Origin of the sequence: Streptomyces sp. NPDC093018 (assembly GCF_040684035.1) — a bacterium.
GTDB lineage: Bacteria > Actinomycetota > Actinomycetes > Streptomycetales > Streptomycetaceae > Streptomyces > Streptomyces murinus.
Map to the genome: position 1 here is coordinate 127213 of NZ_JBFBFF010000019.1, position 16311 is coordinate 143523.

Sequence of the window (16311 nt, forward strand, 5' to 3'; positions counted from 1 at the left end):
CCGGCCCCGCTAGGCGGCCGGGGCGACGAGCCGGTAGCCGACGCCGCGGACGGTCTCGATGAGCGCGGGCAGGCGCAGCTTGGCGCGCAGGGAGGCGACATGCACCTCCAGGGTGCGTCCGGTGCCCTCCCAACTGGTCTGCCACACCTCGCTGATGATCTGCTCCCGCCGGAACACCACACCGGGGCGCTGGGCGAGCAGCGCCAGCAGGTCGAACTCCTTGCGGGTGAGCTGGACGACGGAGCCGTCCACGCTGACCTGGCGGGTGGGCAGTTCGATCCGCATCGGGCCGAGGTGCAGCAGGCCCTCGGCGGTCTGGGCGGACTCCTCGTGGGCGGTGCGCCGGCTGACGGCGTGGATCCGGGCGAGCAGTTCGCCGGTGTCGTACGGCTTCACCACGTAGTCGTCGGCGCCCAGGTTGAGCCCGTGGATGCGGGAGCGGACGTCGGAGCGGGCGGTGACCATGATCACGGGGGTGCTGGTGCGCTTGCGGATCTTGCCGCAGACCTCGTAGCCGTCCTGGTCGGGCAGGCCCAGGTCGAGCAGGACCACGCCGAAGCCGTCGCTCTCGGGGACGAGCGCGCGCAGGGCCTCCTCGCCGTTGCGCGCATGGGTGACGTCGAATCCATGCCTGGTCAGCACGGCGGACAGGGCCGCGGCGACATGGTTGTCGTCCTCGACGAGCAGCAGTCTCATTCCGGCCCCCTCCGGTTCAGTGGTCGTACGGACATTGTTCATCCGCCTTGCAGATCATGTGCCCGCGCGCGTGCACCATGGCAGTGACGCCGATGGAGCAGGACGCCGTCAAGTGGCTTCCGGTTGCCCGTCGCTTCCGTTATGCGGCCGATACGCATCCTGACGGGTGTCGCTACGACTTGTGTACGGCGGCTACCGGATCGTGATGCTCAGATCTCCCTCAGATGTGATGACGCAGGTCACAGCCCGTCATTACTGTCCTCCGAAACCGAGGAGGACGGAGCCGTGAAGCGATGACCGAAGTATCGGTGGCCAAGGACGACAGGGCCGCTTCCGACGAACTGGTCGTCCTGAAGAGCGTCAACAAGCACTTCGGCGCGTTGCACGTGCTCCAGGACATCGACCTGACGATCGACCGCGGCGAGGTCGTGGTCGTCATCGGGCCCTCCGGGTCCGGCAAGTCGACCCTGTGCCGCACCATCAACCGCCTGGAGACGATCGACTCGGGCACCATCACGATCGACGGCAAGCCCCTGCCGCACGAGGGCCGGGAGCTGGCGCGGCTGCGCGCCGACGTCGGGATGGTCTTCCAGTCCTTCAACCTCTTCGCGCACAAGACCGTGCTCGAGAATGTCATGCTGGGCCAGATCAAGGTCCGCAAGGCCGACAAGAAGCAGGCCGAGGAGAAGGCGCGGGCCCTGCTCGACCGGGTCGGCGTGGGCACCCAGGCGGACAAGTACCCGGCCCAGCTGTCCGGCGGCCAGCAGCAGCGTGTCGCCATCGCCCGGGCGCTGGCGATGAACCCGAAGGTCATGCTCTTCGACGAGCCGACCTCGGCCCTCGACCCCGAGATGATCAATGAGGTCCTGGACGTCATGCGGCAGCTGGCGCGCGAGGGCATGACGATGATCGTCGTCACCCATGAGATGGGCTTCGCGCGCTCGGCCGCCAACCGGGTGGTCTTCATGGCGGACGGCCGGATCGTCGAACAGGCCGCGCCCGACCAGTTCTTCAGCAACCCGCGCAGCGACCGGGCCAAGGACTTCCTGTCCAAGATCCTGCACCACTGAGGCCGCGGGCGGCCGTCGCAGACGCCTGAATCGATTTCTCCCGACGGGCCTCGTCCCGCACCACTTCGAAGGATGTTCAGCATGCAGCTCCGCAAGGTCACCGCCGCCTCGGCCGCCGTGCTCGCCCTCAGCCTCGCCGCCACCGCGTGCGGCGGCGACAAGAAGGACGACAACGGGTCCTCCGGTGGCAAGAAGATCGCCATCGGCATCAAGTTCGACCAGCCCGGCCTCGGCCAGAAAACGCCGCAGGGCTACGCGGGTTTCGATGTCGACGTGGCCACCTATGTCGCCAAGAAGCTCGGCTACGGCTCGGACCAGATCGAGTGGAAGGAGTCGAAGAGCGCCGACCGCGAGACCATGCTCCAGCGCGGTGACGTCCAGTTCATCGCCGCCACGTACTCGATCACCCCGGAGCGCGAGCAGAAGGTCGACTTCGCCGGCCCGTACCTGCTGGCCCACCAGGACGTGCTGCTGCGCGCCGACGAGACGGCCATCAAGGCGCCGAAGGACCTGAACGGCAAGAAGCTGTGTTCGGTCTCCGGCTCGACCTCGGCCCAGAACCTCAAGGCCAAGCTGAACCTCAAGACCGACCTCGTCACGTACCCGACCTACTCGGCGTGCCTCTCCGGTCTCCAGAGCGGCGCCATCGACGCGCTCACCACGGACGACTCGATCCTCGCCGGTTACGCCGCCCAGGCCCAGTTCAAGGGCAAGTTCAAGCTCGGCAACTTCAAGATGACCAACGAGAACTACGGCATCGGCGTCAAGAAGGGCAGCGACCTCAAGGCGAAGATCAACACGGCCCTGGAGTCGATGGTCTCCGACGGCTCCTGGGCCGCGGCCGTGAAGAAGAACTTCGGTCCGGCCGACTACAAGAACGAGCCCGCGCCGAAGATCGGCGACGTCAAGAGCTGAGGCAACGCCCTGCCGGTGCGCCGCCTTTGACGAGGGCGGCGCACCGTGGGCATCCCTACACGCGGAAGCGCGGGAGATCGTGTTCGACTTTCTTGGACATTACGACGTACTGGGCGCCTTCTGGACGACGGTGCAGCTCACCCTGCTGTCGGCCGTGGGCTCCCTGGTCTGGGGCACCCTGCTGGCCGCCATGCGGGTGGGCCCGGTACCGCTGATGCGCGGTTTCGCCACCGCCTATGTGAACATCGTGCGGAACATCCCGCTCACGGTGATCATTCTGTTCTCCTCGCTCGGTCTGAACCAGACGCTGGGCATCAGTCTGGGCGCCAAGGGCTTCGACGCGATCAACTTCCGGCTGGCCGTGCTCGGTCTGATCGTCTACACCTCGGCCTTCGTGTGCGAGGCGATCCGGGCCGGCATCAACACGGTGCCGGTCGGCCAGGCCGAGGCGGCACGGGCCATCGGTCTCAGCTTCTCCCAGGTGCTGGGCCTGGTCGTGCTCCCGCAGGCCTTCCGCGCGACCGTCGGACCGCTGACCAACGTACTGATCGCGCTGACGAAGAACACGACGGTGGCCGCCGCGATCAATGTGGCGGAGGCGGCCCTGCTGATGAAGAAGATGATCGAGAACGAGGCGCAGCTGATGTCGATCTCGGCGGTCATCGCCTTCGGCTTCGTCTGCCTGACCCTGCCGACCGGCCTGATCCTCGGCTGGGTGGGCAAGAAGGTGGCGGTGAAGCGATGACTTCCGTCCTGTACGACGCTCCGGGGCCCCGCGCCAAGCGGCGCAACGTCCTGTACACGGCGGCCTTCCTGGTCGTCCTCGCGGCCCTCCTCTGGTGGGTTTACAGCGCCCTCAGCGACAAAGGCCAGCTGGACTGGGCCCTGTGGAAGCCCTTCTTCTCCGGCTCCGAGGCGTACACCACGTACATCTGGCCGGGCCTTCAGAAGACCCTGGAGGCGGCGGCGCTCGCGATGGTCATCGCGCTTCCGCTGGGCGCGGTCCTCGGCATCGCACGGCTCTCGGACCACGCCTGGGTGCGCGTGATCGCCGCGGTCCTGGTCGAGTTCTTCCGCGCGATCCCCGTACTGGTGCTGATGATCTTCGGTCTCGCGCTCTTCGCCCAGTACACCGATGTCAGTTCGGACGACCGGCCGTTCTACGCGGTCGTCACCGGACTGGTGCTGTACAACGCGTCGGTGCTCGCGGAGATCGTCCGCGCGGGCATCCTCTCGCTGCCCAAGGGCCAGTCCGAGGCGGCCCTGGCGATCGGTCTGCGCAAGGGCCAGCTGATGCGGCTGGTGCTGCTGCCGCAGTCGGTCACCGTGATGCTCCCGGCGATCGTCAGCCAGCTGGTGGTCATCGTGAAGGACACCGCCCTCGGTGGCGCGGTCCTCACCTTCCCCGAACTGCTGGCCTCGGCCAACACGATGAGCGGCTACTACGGCAACTTCATCGCCTCGCTCACCGTGGTGGCCGTGATCTACGTGCTCATCAACTTCTCGCTGACCTCCTTCGCACACTGGCTGGAGGGCCGGCTGCGGCGGGGCAAGAAGTCGACCGGCGCGGTGCTGGGCGCGCAGGACGTGACGGACATCGCGGGGACGGCGGCGACCGGCGCGGGTCCGGCCGGCTCTCTCTCCGGCATCGCTGACATCAACGACACCAAGAAGTGACGATCATTTAAGTCGCACGATTCGGCCGGGGGCAGTGGCATGATCGCCACTGCCCCCGAGGGTCACTTGACGCATACTCCCCCAATGGGTTGCATACGTTCTGTGATCGTGCACCCGGCCTCACCTTGCTGTTCACCCACTGCCGTCGAGGCATCGCCGCGGACAGGGGGCGCCGCGCCGTGGACCCGGTGATCATCGTCGGAGCGGGGCCCGTCGGGCTCACGCTCGCCCTGGCGCTGGCCCGCCAGGAGGTGCCGACCGTCGTCCTGGACGAGGGTCCCGGCAAGGAGGAACCCCGCCCGGCACGCACGGTCGTACTGCGCCCCGACACGGCCGCGCTGCTGGCAGGGCTGACCGGGACGGACCTCGGCCACCACGGCGTGCGCTGGGCCGGCTGGCGCTCGATGCGCCGCCGCCAGGTGGTGAGCGAGATCGCCTTCGCCCCGGACGAGCCCGCCCCGGTGCACATCGCCCAGCATGTGGTCTCGGGCCTGCTGCGGGCGGCCGCCGCCGGTCAGCCGCTGGTGGAGATCGCCGCCGACAGCCGCCTGGACGCGATCGAGCAGGAGCCCTCCGGCGTCACCGCGCACACCCGGGGCCCCAACGGCACCTATTGGCGCGGGAGTTACCTGGCGGGCTGCGACGGCACCCGCTCGACCGTGCGCAAGCTCCAGGACATTCGCTTTCCCGGCCGTACGGCGGTGGAGCGGCACGCGGTCGCCGCGCTGCGCGCGGAACTCCCCTGGGCGGACCAGGCGTTGCTGCACCGGATGCCGCCATGGCGGTCGTCCGGACCCTTCGCCGGGGAGGTGACCGCCCGCCCCCTGCCGGACAACGCCTGGCGGCTGGACTGGCTGCTGCCGCCCGGCAAGGACCTCGTCACGCCCGAACTGCTGGTGGCCCGGATCCGCGAGACCCTCGCGGGCTGGACCGACGGTTCCACACCGGCGTACGACCTGCTCGACACCGGCGTCCACACCGTGCACCACCGGCTGGCCCGGCGGTGGCGCGACGGCCGCGTCTTCCTCGCGGGCGACGCGGCGCATCTGCTGGGCGCGCTGGGCACACAGGGTCTCGACGAGGGGCTGCGGGACGCCGACAACCTCGCCTGGAAGCTGGCCTCCGCCTGGCACCACGGGCCACATGAAGCGCTGCTCGACAGCTACCAGGCGGAGCGGCGCGCGGTGGTCGCCGCCCGGCTGCGCGCCACCGACCAGGCGCTGCCGGGGCTGCGCGGCGGGGGCGGACTGCGGCACATCGTCCCGGGCACGGCCCGCGGCCATGACGCCCTGCTCGCCGACGGCCATCTGGGCCGCGGGACGCTCGGCGCGCCGGGCGCGTACACCGCCTCCCCGCTCGCGCCCCGCCACCTCCAGGGCGAGATCCCCGTCGACACCCCGCGCGGCGCCCCGGTGACCGATGTCCAAGTCACGGCGGAGGACGGCTCCTTCGTCCGCCTCCGCGACCGCCTCGGCCGCGGCACGCTGCTCGTCCTGCTGATCGCCCCCGGCACCGGCGTCTGGGACCGCAAGCACTGGGTCTCCGCGGGCGTGATGCCCCGTCTGGCCGCCGCGGTGACGGCCCTGCCGCACCCGGCCGAGCTGCTGGTCGCCGAGTCGTACCCGGGCGCCCCGGCACACAGCGTCCTGCTGGTGCGCCCCGACGGCCACCTTGTCACCGCCCTGACCGGCGTCCGCCCCGCCGACCTGTACGCGGCGGCGGAGGCGACGGTGGGGGGAGCGGTGGAGGAAGGGGCGGGGGTAGAGGCGGGGGTGCGTTGACGTCCGCGGTGGGGAGGGGACTCCCGGTGAGGGAGGCTCTGGGGTGCTCGTTGGGGGCGGGAAGGTTCACGGGGTACGGGGCCCTCGGCTGGCGGGGGCACGTAGGCTCCGGGCGCTGAGGTGGGGCCGGGGGCGTTGGCCAGGGGGCCTCGGGTCTGGGCACGCGGGGGACGGGGATCGGGGGCGCTCGCGGGGCCGGAGAGTTCCCCGGGAGGGGGTGCGGACTCTGGGCGCTCGATGGGGGCCGGAAAGTTCGCGGGCGCACGGGGATGGAGCTCGCGGGGCGCGTCGGTCGGAGCGCGCCGGTTCTGGGACACGCCGGTTCTGGGGCACGCGGAGCGCGGGACCGCCGGGGCGCTCGCGGGGCCGGAAGGTGGCCGGACGGGCGTGGGGAGCAGGCTGCTCGCGAGGTGGCATGACGGGCGTGGGGGCGGGTTACTCGCGAGGTGCCGTGGGGCTCATGGGTGGCGGAGGTTCCCGGGCCCCGTGGGGCCAAGGCGTCTCATGGTGGCCTGGGTCCTGAGAGGGGCCCACAAGGAGCCGTATGCTCCCGGAGCTCGTGGGGGTGGGTGCGTTTCGAGGTGTTGAGGCGCAGCCCGGGGGGCGTTGGCCAGGGCCAGCCCGAGGCATGTTGGCCGAGGTGCCGGCCTGGGGCGCGCACAGGACGCGCACTCGGGGCGTGCACGGCACCTGAGCCCCATGCGCTCCCGCTCCCCTCACTCCCCCTCACTCCCTCGCGCGCCGTCACCCTCCGTCCACATCGTGACCGTCTGTTGACCGCCTTTTCGCCGACGTGCTGTACTCCCGTCGTGACCGACACCTGTGTGCGCCTGTGGCGGAGGGTCCATATGGACCTCGTCCGCTACGCGGGCTGTGTGTGTCGGCCGTCCTGCTGAATTCGCATCCCCTCTTTTCCCCGGGCGCCGCCGTGCGCCCGTTCCGCGAACCCTCTTCAGGACGGTGCACGTGTCCCTCTCGTCCCCCTCGACGGCTGCTTCGGCGTCTCCCGCCACCGGCTCCGCGCCGACCCAGGCGGACCTCCTCGCATTCGTACGGCGCACGGCGGCCGACGCCGGGCTGCTCGCCTCTCTCCCGCTGGATCCGGAGGGCCGCACCTGGGTGCGGCTGGAGGGTCCCGGCGGCAGCGAGGCCTGGCTGATCGGCTGGCCACCCGGTACCGGCACCGGCTGGCACGACCACGCCGAGTCCGTCGGCGCCTTCCTCACCGCCTCCGGCGAGCTCAAGGAGAACTCGCTCGCCGCCCGGCTGCCCACCGACGGCTGGAAGACGCTGGAACTCACCGAGGGCGTCGACCGCGAGCGCCTGCTGCCCGCAGGACAGGGCCGCGCCTTCGGCCGCCACCATGTGCACGAGGTCCTCAACGAGTCCCCCGACCGACACGCGATCTCCGTCCACGCCTACCACCCACCGCTCCCCCGTATCCGCCGCTACAGTCGCTCGGGCCAGGTGCTGCGCCTGGAGCAGGTCGAACGCCCGGAGGACTGGCAGTGAGCGCCGCCCCACACCAACACCCGGTCGGCATCGACGAGTTGCTGGAGCGGGTCCGCACCGGCTACCGGCGCGTCGAGGCCCGGGAGGCGTATGACACGGCGCGCACCGGTGAGGCCCTGCTGGTCGACATCCGGTACGCGGCCCTGCGCGAGCGGGACGGCCTGATCCCCGGCGCCGTCGTCATCGAGCGCAACGAGCTGGAATGGCGCCTGGACCCCCAGGGCAGCCACCGCCTCCCCGAGGCCACCGGCCACGACCTGCGCATCGTGCTGATCTGCAACGAGGGCTACGCCTCCTCCCTGGCCGCCGTCTCCCTCCACCAACTCGGCCTCCACCGGGCCACCGACCTGATCGGCGGCTTCCAGTCCTGGCGCTCCACCGGCCTGCCGGTAACCCCGTCGGGGGCCCGACCCTGACCGCGCGCTCGCGACGACGGCGACGGCGACGGCCAGGAGCGGCACGGCGGTGGCCACCACCGTGCTCAGCGGGTGCCGTGCGGGGGCGGTCTGCGCAGTGCTCCGGTGGCGTGCCTCCAGCCGCTGGATCCGGGGGGACCGACACTTTGCGGCGATCCGTTAGCCCTGGACCCGGCCGTGCCCCCCCCCGCCGTCGCCCCCCGTGAATACGCCCAGTCGCCGCAACCATCGCCGTCATCCCCGGACGGCACACCTCGTCACCACGTCCCGTCGGCACGCCCGCCCGGGCTCTCACCATGCCCACCGCACCACCAACTCATCCGTCGGCCCCAGCCCGACGTAACGCCCCGTCCCCCCTCGCCCACCGGCCTCCCCCGCCGATGCGCCGTCAGAATCCGTCAGAAGCCGGACTCCTCAAGAAAGTCCCCGTCCTCGCCCTCCTCCTCCAACGCCCGGCGGACGACGCGCAGGGACATCCCCTCGGGATAGCCCTTGCGGGCGAGCATCCCGGCGAGGCGGCGGATGCGCTTGTCGCGGTCGAGGCCCCGGGTGGCACGCAGCTTGCGGGCGACGAGTTCCCGGGCGGTCTCCTCCTCCTGGTCGGAGTCGAGTTGTCCGACGGCCTCCTCGATCAGCGTCGAGTCGACCCCCTTGGTACGCAGCTCCCGGGCGAGGGCCCGCCGGGCCAGCCCCCGGCCGTGGTGCCGGGACTCCACCCAGGCGTCCGCGAACGCGCCGTCGTCGATCAGTCCGACCTCCTCGAACCGCGACAGCACCTCCTCGGCCACGTCCTCGGGGATCTCCCGCTTGCGCAGGGCGTCCGCGAGTTGCTTGCGCGTGCGCGGGGTCCCGGTGAGCAGGCGCAGGCAGATCGCCCGTGCCCGCTCGGCCGGGTCTCCCGAAGGCTCCCCCCGCTCGGCCCTCGACGAGGAGGGGCCGTCTTCGTCCTCACCGGCACCGGACGGCTCCCCGAAGCCGCGCCGTCGACGGCCCCGCCGGCCGCCCCGGGAGCCGGGACCGATCGAGCCGCCCCCGTACGGCTCACCGCTCCCGTCGCCCGGCAGGGCGCCGTCCCCGTATGCGTCGTCTCCACCGGCCGCGTACGCGTCGTCACCGCCCGGGGCATGCGCCGGGTGGTCCCCGGTGCCCCTCCCCCGCGAGGCACCGAGGGAGGCATGCTCGTACTCGGACCAGTCGGTTCGTCGTGTCACGGTCAGCTCTTGGCAGCGGCGGCCTTGGGCTTGGTGGCCTTGGCGGCCGGGGCGGCGGCCGGCTTGGCGGTGTCCTCGGCCGGGGCGGCACCCGCGGCGTCCGCACCGGGCTCGGCCGACGGCTCCTCCGGCCGGACACCCACGCCCAGCTTCTCCTTGATCTTCTTCTCGATCTCGTTGGCCAGGTCGGGGTTGTCCTTGAGGAAGTTGCGCGCGTTCTCCTTGCCCTGGCCGAGCTGGTCGCCCTCGTACGTGTACCAGGCGCCGGCCTTGCGGACGAAGCCGTGCTCCACGCCCATGTCGATCAGACCGCCCTCGCGGCTGATGCCCTGGCCGTAGAGGATGTCGAACTCGGCCTGCTTGAAGGGGGGCGCGACCTTGTTCTTGACGACCTTGCAGCGGGTGCGGTTGCCGACCGCCTCGGTGCCGTCCTTCAGGGTCTCGATGCGGCGGATGTCGATGCGCACCGAGGCGTAGAACTTCAGCGCCCGGCCACCGGTCGTGGTCTCCGGGGAGCCGAACATGACGCCGATCTTCTCGCGGAGCTGGTTGATGAAGATGGCGGTGGTCTTGGACTGGTTGAGCGCGCTGGTGATCTTCCGCAGCGCCTGGCTCATCAGACGGGCCTGGAGACCGACGTGGCTGTCGCCCATCTCGCCCTCGATCTCCGCGCGCGGCACGAGCGCGGCGACGGAGTCGATGACGATCAGGTCGAGCGCGCCGGAGCGGACCAGCATGTCCACGATCTCCAGCGCCTGCTCGCCGTTGTCCGGCTGCGACAGGATCAGGTTGTCGATGTCGACGCCCAGCTTGCGCGCGTACTCGGGGTCGAGGGCGTGCTCGGCGTCCACGAACGCGACCTGGCCGCCGGCCTTCTGCGCGTTCGCCACGGCGTGCAGCGTCAGGGTCGTCTTACCGGAGGACTCCGGTCCGTAGATCTCCACGACACGGCCGCGCGGCAGGCCGCCGACACCGAGAGCCACGTCGAGCGCGGTCGAGCCGGTCGGGATGACTTCGATGGGCTCCCTCGACCGCTCGCCCATGCGCATGACCGCGCCCTTGCCGAATTGTCGTTCAATCTGTGCGAGTGCGGCGTCGAGCGCCTTCTCGCGGTCGGTTCCTGCCATGGGTTCCACCCGGTTTGCTTGAGTCGATCGCTTCACGTCAAAGACGCTAACGCCTGCCACTGACAATGCGCCCCGACGCCGGCCCGGCCTGTGGATAACCAGGGTGCATATCTACCCGAACCACGACCAAATCCCCGGTCCACAGCCTCGCCGGAGCCTTCATAAGAATGGATGTTCGATTTTCGTGTCAAGCGACACCCCGTCGTGTCGGGGTGTCGCTTCAAGAGTCGCGGTGCGGGAGAGCGCCGGGGGCCCGCTACCGCCGAGCGCGCGCGGCCCTCAGCCGCGCGAGCATGCCGGAGCCGCCCTGAGCCCGCACGCGATGCCCGTTCACCCGGGGGTCGTCGGTGACGTCGTACCGCTTGACGTAGGCACCCAGGAACGCCTGGAGGGTGGCCACGGCGGGGATGGAGATCAGCGCACCGACGGCGCCCAGCAGGGCCGTGCCCACGATGACCGAGCCGAAAGCGACGGCGGGATGGATGTCGACGCTCTTGGCGGTCAGCTTGGGCTGGAGCATGTAGTTCTCGAACTGTTGATAGATCACGACGAAGACCAGCACCCACACCGCGTACCAGGGGGCGACGGTGAACGCGATCAGCATCGGCAGCGCGCCCGCGAGATAGGTGCCGATGGTGGGGATGAACTGCGAGACCAGCCCCACCCAGACGCCGAGCACGGGTGCGTACGGCACACCCAGGGCTTGCAGCAGGATGTAGTGCGCGACGCCGGAGACGAGCGCCATGAGGCCGCGCGAGTAGAGGTAGCCGCCCGTCTTGTCGACGGCTATCTCCCAGGCGCGCAGCACCTCGGACTGGCGCGCGGGCGGCAGCACCGAGCACAGGGCGCGGCGCAGCCGGGGGCCGTCGGCGGCGAAGTAGAACGAGAACAGCGCCACGGTCAGCAGCTGGAAGAGGCCGCCGAGCACCTGCTGGGAGACGTCGAGGACACCGGCCGCGCTGTTCTGCGCGTACTTGCGCAGCCAGTCGGAGTGCAGCAGTCCCTCCTGGACGTCGACCCGTCTGAGGTTGGCGTGGAAGGTCTGGTTGATCCAGTGGATGAGCGAGTCCAGGTAGTCCGGGAAGCCCTCGATCATCTTGATGATCTGACCGGCCAGCATCGACCCGAGCAGGGTGACGAACCCCGCGGCGGCGACGGTCAGGACGAAGAAGACCAGGAAGGTGGCGAGCCCCCTGCGCATACCGCGGGCGGCCATCCGGCTCACCGCGGGCTCGACCGCCAGGGCCAGGAAGAACGCGATCAGGATGTTGATCAGCAGCCCGGTGAGCTGATGGAAGGCCCAGCTGCCCAGCTGGAAGGCGGCGATCAGCGCGAGCGCGAGCACCATGGCGCGCGGCAGCCAGCGCGGCATACGGCCGTCCGGCATGCGGCCACCGGGCTTGCGGCCCTCCGGCGTACGGCCGTCCGGCGTGACGGCGTCGGCGACCGGTGGCCGGTCGGTCGTCGCCGTCGGGCCGGCCGGTTCCGCGGGCCGGGTCAGCTGCTCGGTGTCCTCGTCAGTGCGTGCCACGCGCCAAGTCTCGCCCACTCCACCGACAAGCGGCGCCCACCTGCGGCTTTCGTGACCGATCGGTGCCGTAGCGTCGACTTCACAACGGGCATACAGGGCATTTCAGTCACGATCACCGCGATGCCGGGCGGCTCCCTCAGCGCCGCTCCCCCGGCACGTCCATGACCGTGCACACCACGCGCCACACGTCCTTGGCCGCCCAGCCGGCGTCCAGCGCCTCGTTCACCGTGCGGCCGCCCAGCTCCGACATCACATGATCGCGCGCGAAGGTCTCGGCGTACCCAGGACCGAAGTGTTCCACCATCCGCTGCCAGAAGACCGTCAACCGCATGAATCCCGCTCCATACCCGCTATGACCTGCACGTTTCCCGCCTCTCGCACCCCGCCTGCCCACGTCGGGCGGAAAGCGCGTGTACGTAGGCAGCGTAGAACCAGGGCGGGCGCGCCCGGACGGGTGGGCGAGAGGGAGACGGTGCGGACGGCCGATCAGCGCGCCGGGGACGAGCGGGGCACCAGGAGTGGTTCCGGGTAGGAGCGGACCTCGCGGCGGATATGGCTCGCGGGGCCCAGGCCGTTCATGATCCGGCCGATCTCCCGCCGCCCGCGTCCGTCGGGCGTGGCGTCCACGAGGGTGATCGTCGCCGCGTCGATGTCCTGCGGGCGCAGGCTCGTCGGCGTCGTGACGTCATGGACCCGCAGCTTGGCCTCGGCGGCCTGGGAGACGGCCGTACGGACGGCGGGGGCCGAGCGGCGTCCGGCGACCAGCAGGGTGTCGGACTGGCTCAGCGCCGCGGCGACCGCCGTATGGAGGTCCTCCATGGTGTAGCACCACTCCGAGGGGTGCTGGCCGCGCAGCCGGGGGTAGCGGCGGCGCAGCACCTTGAGGATGGCCGCCACCTCGGAGACGACGGACCCGGGTGTCACCACGAAGGCGAGGCGGTCCGGATCGCCGACGGCGACGGACTCCGCCTCCTGCCGTGAGCGCACCGCGACCGGCGCGGCCCCGGTGGTCCGCGCCTCCCAGGGCGGCGGTCCCGCGGCCTGGGAACCCACGACGACGACTTCGTCCCCCCGGTCCGTGAACCGGTGCAGCGCGCTGTTCGCGTTCCGGGTCGCGGGGCACGCGCGGGCCGCGGGGCATCCGCAGGACTCCCAGGAGGGGGCGGCTGCCGTCTGCGCGGGCACGGAACCCGCGGCCGCCCGGCCGTCGGCGGTGGTCGTCGGCGCCATGACGTACAGCAGCCGGCGGGTGCGCAGCACGGCCCGGAAGGAGTCGATCTGCCGGCCCGCGAAGGCCAGCGCCGCCGAGTCCTTCGCGTCCGCCGCCAGGGCCAGTCCGTGATGGCCGCCTTCGGGTCTCTCGTAGGTGACGGCGAAGACCGTGGTCGCGGCGTCGGGCAGGTGCTCGTGCAGACACGCGGCGGGCAGGGCCCGGCTCCGCGGCGCGAGCCCGCTGTTGCGGGTCAGCGCGGCGAGCAGGCCATGGGCGGGGCAGTCGACCCGGCCACGCGCGGGATGCGTGAAGGACGTGGCGACCGTGAGGGTGCCGGGAGGGACGCGCAGGGTGGCGCGGAACACTTCGGACAGGACGCTGCGGTTCATTTTCCTGCTGTCATACGAAGGGAATGAGTGACCGGGTACGGCGCTGCCATCCAACCGGCGGGATCGTCCGTCCCTCCACCGCCGGTCCCGTTTTCACTCTGCTGGAGCAGTCGGGCCGGGACCCGGGCGGGTTCTCGTGCTATGGGATCAACGGTCGTTCCCAGAGGGGTCGTTGTCGCTGCCGTGCCGGTGATCGCGGTCGGCCCGGGAGTGCATCGCGCGGGCGCGGGCCAGGACCGCCGCGGCGGCGGGGTGGGCCGAGTGCGGCCGGAGCGAGGCGTGCAGAGCGCGCAGCCGGTCGTCGGCGCGGGCGCTGCGGATGTGCGGGTACACGTCGAGGAAGTCCTGCCAGGTGTGGCACGCCTGGTCGAGGTGGCCGGCCGAGAGCTGGGTATCGGCCAGTTCGGCGGCCCCCAGCGCCGCGGCACGCCACTCCTCGGCGGGCCGGTAACGCCGGGACAGCTGGAGGGCCCGGACGGCGCCGCTGAGATCGCCGGAGCTCCTGGCCACGACGGCCCGCTGGAGCGCGAGGGAGCCCTGGTGGAAGGCGCCTACGGAGGTGGCGCCGCTCGCGGATCTCTCCAGGCACCGTTCGGCCGAGGTGAGCAGGCCGATGGCCCCGGACCCGCCGGCCCCCGCGCGCGCCACCGCCAACTGGCCGTAGAGGAAGGCCTGCTGGTGCGGTGGCGTGTACCGGGCGCCGACGCGTACGGCGTCCTCGGCCAGGTCCTGGGCCTCCGCGAACCGCCCCAGGGCGTGCGCCTGCACACTCAGGCCGCGCAGACCGAGCGCCTGCCCTATCGGATCGCCCGCCTCGCCCGCGAGTTGAATGCTCGTCAGGTAGAGGCGCTGGGCTGCGGCCTGGTGGTTCATGTCGAAGTGGGCGAACGCGCACAGGTAGGCGAGCTGTGCGGCCACGGTGAACAACTCCCGTCGTACGGCGGGTTTCATGTCGCACCTCAGCCAAGGCAGCAGCGTGGTCGACAGGTACTGGCGCAGGGGGACGCGGACCGCGCCGGAGCCGAAGGTGCTGTCCGTCCGGGAGAAGAGGGTCAGGAGTTCCTGGGCGGAGGCCACCTGGCTCATGCCGATACGGGTCGGCGGGTCCGCCGCGGGGGCAGGGGGCCGCGATTCGGCGGGCGGGGACTCGTACGGTCCGCCCGCCGCCAGCAGAGCGTAGGGGTCGGCCAGGGCGAGTCCGCATCGGCAGGTGCCGTGCAGTGTCCGGTCCAGGCGTGCCACGGCGCCTCCTTCGCCCGTGCTCTCCCCGTCGGGGCTCGGCCGGCCGGGGGCGAGGAGCCCAGTGTCCTCCGCGCGCACCCGCCTGTCGAGGCGTCGTGAGAGGGCCTGCGCGACCAGTTGGGGCACGGGAGGGCGCGGCCGGCTGCCCGTCAGCCAGTGGGCGACCGTGGTGCGGTCGTAGTGGTACGGGGTTCCCTGGGCGGCACCCAGGGCGTTGACCTCACGGGCGAGCCGGGCGCCGCTCCAGCCTGCCTCGGCCAGCAGGATCCGCAGGGCCTGGTTCGGAGTACGGGGCGATCGCACATTGCTCTTCCTGTCCCGAGCGACCGGTCGTCAGTACGAACGTTCAACGCCATTTCGGGTTCAACAGATTCGCGCCCTTGCGGGGCCATATTCACGCGCCGGGTTCCGGCAGGCTCGTCATGCGCCAAGAGCCGCGGCGACCACAGCCCCGCGGGACCCCCCACCCCTCGTCCCGCGCGCATCGCCCCCTTGATCGAAGGAAAGTGCCCGATGTCCACCCGTTCCACCCATGGACTTCCTTCCCGGCCCTCAGGGAAGCGTCCCGTTCATCTGTTCCCTGGGCAAGGTGACTTCTCCGTCACTTCTCTGGTCCACGCCGTACGCACCGCGGACGTCCTGCGCGACGCCGTGGGCGAGGTTTTCGGACAGCTCGACGACATAGCCGCCGAACACGATCTGCCCCTTCTCGCGTCACGTTTACTGGGCTCCCGGCCGCCGAGCGCGCGCGAACTCGCCGAGGCACCCGCCGGAACCCTCCAACTCGCCATGTACGGCGCCTCGCTGGCGGTGCACCGGGCCCTGAGCCGTGCCTACGGGCCGCCGGCCGCGGTCGTCGGCGTCAGCTTCGGAGAGATCGCGGCGGTCGCCGCCGCCGGTGTGCTCACGGTGGCGGACGGGGCGCGCGCGGCCCTCGACCTCACGCGGGTCCTGGCCTTCTGCCCGGGCGGGCTGACCGTGCTCGGCTGCGCGGCGGACCACGCCGCCCGGCTGCTCGCGACGGCCGGCGCCGCGGACACCGTGGTGGCGGTGGTCAACGACGACCACACGGTGGTGGTCTCCGGCCCCACAGCCGACCTGATCCGGGTGGAGAAGACGGCCGGGGAACTCGGCACGTCCGCCGTCCGGCTGCGACTGCCGTTCTCCTCGCACCACCCCGCGCTCGCCCCGCAGGCCGAGGCGTTCGCCACCCTGCTGCGCGCCTACCCCTGGTCCAGGCCCCGCTGCCCGGTGTTCTCCGCCGTGGCCCGGCGCGCCTACCGCCCGGACGACGAGCTGCGCCTCGGCCTGGCCGACTGCCTGGTCAAACCCGCCGTCGTACCCACCGTGCTGCACCAACTGCACACCTGCCGCCCGGACCTGCTCCTCGAAGCGGGCACGGGGGACGCGCTGGCGACCGCGGCGCGCCGGGTGCTGGACCCGTGCGGCGGGCCGCCCGTGCACGCGCCGCTCGCGGACCCCGACTTCCTCTGGTGACACCCCCCTTCCCCCGGCAACGCCCGCTCCCCCG

At 71.4% G+C, this 16311-nt stretch carries 16 protein-coding genes; 9 read left to right on the forward strand and 7 right to left on the reverse strand.

Features of this window, described 5'->3' with window-relative positions; translation table 11 throughout:
• Window positions 1-9: 9 nt before the first annotated feature.
• Window positions 10-696: a response regulator transcription factor gene (locus tag AB0N90_RS31885; protein ID WP_361677616.1), complete on the reverse strand. Its 687-nt coding sequence runs from the start codon at window positions 694-696 to the stop codon at window positions 10-12.
• Window positions 697-989: 293 nt separating this feature from the next.
• Here AB0N90_RS31885 and AB0N90_RS31890 point away from each other — a divergent pair, with 293 nt between their 5' ends.
• The 8 genes from AB0N90_RS31890 (at window position 990) to AB0N90_RS31925 (ending at window position 8067) form a co-directional block, all read left to right on the forward strand.
• On the forward strand, window positions 990-1766 hold the full coding sequence (locus AB0N90_RS31890; RefSeq protein ID WP_361677614.1) for an amino acid ABC transporter ATP-binding protein: 777 nt from the start codon (window positions 990-992) through the stop codon (window positions 1764-1766).
• Between the two features lie 81 nt (window positions 1767-1847).
• Window positions 1848-2681, forward strand: coding sequence for a glutamate ABC transporter substrate-binding protein (locus AB0N90_RS31895; protein ID WP_086812144.1), 834 nt, complete (start codon window positions 1848-1850; stop codon window positions 2679-2681).
• Between the two features lie 79 nt (window positions 2682-2760).
• Complete coding sequence (locus AB0N90_RS31900; RefSeq protein ID WP_037663273.1) at window positions 2761-3426, forward strand: amino acid ABC transporter permease; 666 nt, start codon at window positions 2761-2763, stop codon at window positions 3424-3426.
• Entirely contained in the window at window positions 3423-4358 is a 936-nt protein-coding gene (locus AB0N90_RS31905) for an amino acid ABC transporter permease (RefSeq protein WP_365202465.1), read from the forward strand. The genes AB0N90_RS31900 and AB0N90_RS31905 overlap by 4 nt, the downstream gene beginning before the upstream one ends.
• A 179-nt stretch (window positions 4359-4537) precedes the next feature.
• A complete protein-coding gene (locus AB0N90_RS31910) occupies window positions 4538-6139 on the forward strand; it encodes an FAD-dependent monooxygenase (protein ID WP_365202467.1) in 1602 nt (533 codons plus the stop codon).
• A gap of 824 nt (window positions 6140-6963) precedes the next feature.
• Window positions 6964-7035, forward strand: coding sequence for a putative leader peptide (locus tag AB0N90_RS31915; protein ID WP_309544753.1), 72 nt, complete (start codon window positions 6964-6966; stop codon window positions 7033-7035).
• A 64-nt stretch (window positions 7036-7099) separates the two neighbouring features.
• Window positions 7100-7651, forward strand: a complete 552-nt coding sequence (locus AB0N90_RS31920) for a cysteine dioxygenase (RefSeq protein ID WP_365202469.1) — start codon at window positions 7100-7102, stop codon at window positions 7649-7651.
• On the forward strand, window positions 7648-8067 hold the full coding sequence (locus AB0N90_RS31925) for a rhodanese-like domain-containing protein (RefSeq protein ID WP_365202471.1): 420 nt from the start codon (window positions 7648-7650) through the stop codon (window positions 8065-8067). The genes AB0N90_RS31920 and AB0N90_RS31925 overlap by 4 nt, the downstream gene beginning before the upstream one ends.
• 398 nt (window positions 8068-8465) lie before the next feature.
• Here the strand turns inward: AB0N90_RS31925 and recX are convergent, their stop codons facing one another.
• From recX to AB0N90_RS31955, 6 genes are all read right to left on the reverse strand, one after another.
• The gene (gene recX, locus AB0N90_RS31930) at window positions 8466-9278 is read right to left on the reverse strand and encodes a recombination regulator RecX (protein WP_365202472.1); all 813 of its coding nucleotides are present in this window, start codon (window positions 9276-9278) and stop codon (window positions 8466-8468) included.
• 2 nt (window positions 9279-9280) lie between these two features.
• On the reverse strand, window positions 9281-10405 hold the full coding sequence (gene recA / locus AB0N90_RS31935) for a recombinase RecA (RefSeq protein WP_365202474.1): 1125 nt from the start codon (window positions 10403-10405) through the stop codon (window positions 9281-9283).
• Between the two features lie 256 nt (window positions 10406-10661).
• Window positions 10662-11792, reverse strand: coding sequence for an AI-2E family transporter (locus AB0N90_RS31940; RefSeq protein ID WP_365202510.1), 1131 nt, complete (start codon window positions 11790-11792; stop codon window positions 10662-10664).
• Window positions 11793-12072: 280 nt separating this feature from the next.
• On the reverse strand, window positions 12073-12267 hold the full coding sequence (locus AB0N90_RS31945) for a DUF3046 domain-containing protein (protein WP_365202475.1): 195 nt from the start codon (window positions 12265-12267) through the stop codon (window positions 12073-12075).
• Window positions 12268-12422: 155 nt separating this feature from the next.
• On the reverse strand, window positions 12423-13538 hold the full coding sequence (locus AB0N90_RS31950) for a 4-hydroxy-3-methylbut-2-enyl diphosphate reductase (RefSeq protein WP_361677592.1): 1116 nt from the start codon (window positions 13536-13538) through the stop codon (window positions 12423-12425).
• Between the two features lie 147 nt (window positions 13539-13685).
• Entirely contained in the window at window positions 13686-15083 is a 1398-nt protein-coding gene (locus AB0N90_RS31955; protein WP_365202477.1) for a hypothetical protein, read from the reverse strand.
• 210 nt (window positions 15084-15293) lie between these two features.
• Between AB0N90_RS31955 and AB0N90_RS31960 the strand changes: the two genes are divergently transcribed.
• Window positions 15294-16277, forward strand: coding sequence for an acyltransferase domain-containing protein (locus AB0N90_RS31960; protein ID WP_365202479.1), 984 nt, complete (start codon window positions 15294-15296; stop codon window positions 16275-16277).
• Window positions 16278-16311 lie beyond the last annotated feature (34 nt).

Coding starts and splice junctions, on each gene's coding strand:
- AB0N90_RS31885 (WP_361677616.1), bottom strand. CDS start 696: ATGAGACTGCTGCTCGTCGAGGACGACAACCATGTCGCCGCGGCCCTG.
- AB0N90_RS31890 (WP_361677614.1), top strand. CDS start 990: ATGACCGAAGTATCGGTGGCCAAGGACGACAGGGCCGCTTCCGACGAA.
- AB0N90_RS31895 (WP_086812144.1), top strand. CDS start 1,848: ATGCAGCTCCGCAAGGTCACCGCCGCCTCGGCCGCCGTGCTCGCCCTC.
- AB0N90_RS31905 (WP_365202465.1), top strand. CDS start 3,423: ATGACTTCCGTCCTGTACGACGCTCCGGGGCCCCGCGCCAAGCGGCGC.
- recA (WP_365202474.1), bottom strand. CDS start 10,405: ATGGCAGGAACCGACCGCGAGAAGGCGCTCGACGCCGCACTCGCACAG.
- AB0N90_RS31940 (WP_365202510.1), bottom strand. CDS start 11,792: ATGCCGGACGGCCGTATGCCGCGCTGGCTGCCGCGCGCCATGGTGCTC.
- AB0N90_RS31945 (WP_365202475.1), bottom strand. CDS start 12,267: ATGCGGTTGACGGTCTTCTGGCAGCGGATGGTGGAACACTTCGGTCCT.
- AB0N90_RS31950 (WP_361677592.1), bottom strand. CDS start 13,538: ATGAACCGCAGCGTCCTGTCCGAAGTGTTCCGCGCCACCCTGCGCGTC.
- AB0N90_RS31960 (WP_365202479.1), top strand. CDS start 15,294: ATGTCCACCCGTTCCACCCATGGACTTCCTTCCCGGCCCTCAGGGAAG.